Source organism: Nostoc sp. UCD121 (assembly GCF_014222285.1).
Classification (GTDB): domain Bacteria; phylum Cyanobacteriota; class Cyanobacteriia; order Cyanobacteriales; family Nostocaceae; genus Nostoc.
Window position 1 is genome coordinate 1 of record NZ_JACKZS010000484.1, and the last position, 1,019, is coordinate 1,019.

Consider the following 1,019-nt stretch of genomic DNA (forward strand, 5'->3'; position numbering starts at 1 on the left):
GAAAAAATAAATAATTACGTGAAAGCTAGGGTTAGAGATAGATTTTCTTTACGCAACTTAACAAAAACTCCGTAAGACAGACTGATGCTACAGTCATGACAAAATCCCCAGTGGATGAATAGAAGCTGATTATCTTGTCAAACAACTGTGGAAAACAGTAGAAGTAGCTGTGGAAAGTATGTGGAATCAGTTAGAAAAAGTAGAGCTAATGATAAGAATTGCAAAAAGTTACAATGTCAGCTATGCGATTGTTATGGGCTGAAAATACAGTAGATCCTATGCTACAGACAAATCTTCGGCTCAGTGACAACTCTAGGGGAAAAATTCTTTTCGCGTCACAGTGGAATAACCTTGTGTGTAATTAACAACTTCCTTTGACCGCTATAAATCAAAGTCAAGGCTGAAGGTTTCGCTTGAAGAATCTTCTTCTTTCTCTTGTGGAAATGGAGTTGAAGTCATTGAAGGAAGTCTGTTCTCGTCAGTAGTAATCGGCGTGAAAGCTACTTGTTTTGTGGCTAATCCAGCCTTGATGAAAACAAAATAGCAGTCAATAATAAAGTAAAGCGTCTCCAGGTAACTTTTACCTAGTTGTTGGGACTCTGCAAATATGCGTTCTCGGTAGTTTTCTTTAAGCCGAATTTTTATCGGAGCTAAGTCAAGTCTTTCTGTCATTGTGATCACTTAATAGATGTAGTAGGCAAATTCTTGCTGCTGATGGCTTTTGCCATCTCTAAAAGCCCAAAGACGTTAGCTTCTACCGGGTTGTCCAGTATTTTGAACCCGTTCTTCTCTAAAAGCTTCTTAAATCCAGGTAACAGGCAACCTCCACCAATCGCCCAGATTTCATCCCCTTGGTGTTTAGCATCAAGCGTCAGATTCACCACTTTCTTCAAGTATTTTTCATACCAATCTTTTAAGCAAGCGCTGTAAACATCTTTGATGTCAATGTCCCGGCTGTACCGAGTATGCCCCATTTCCAGACAAAATCGGATTTTGGAGGCATCCCCGATTTTTCCGCC

At 39.8% G+C, this 1,019-nt stretch carries 1 protein-coding gene and 1 pseudogene; both read right to left on the bottom strand.

Features of this window, described 5'->3' with window-relative positions; all coding sequences use genetic code 11:
* Positions 1-381 precede the first annotated feature (381 nt).
* Entirely contained in the window at positions 382-672 is a 291-nt protein-coding gene (locus tag GNF10_RS37070) for a hypothetical protein (protein ID WP_185593562.1), read from the bottom strand.
* Between the two features lie 5 nt (positions 673-677).
* Positions 678-1,019, bottom strand: a pseudogene (locus tag GNF10_RS37075) (hypothetical protein); the annotation flags it as partial.

Excerpts from the sequence above, each read along its gene's own strand:
- GNF10_RS37070 (WP_185593562.1), bottom strand. The coding sequence starts at position 672 with ATGACAGAAAGACTTGACTTAGCTCCGATAAAAATTCGGCTTAAAGAA.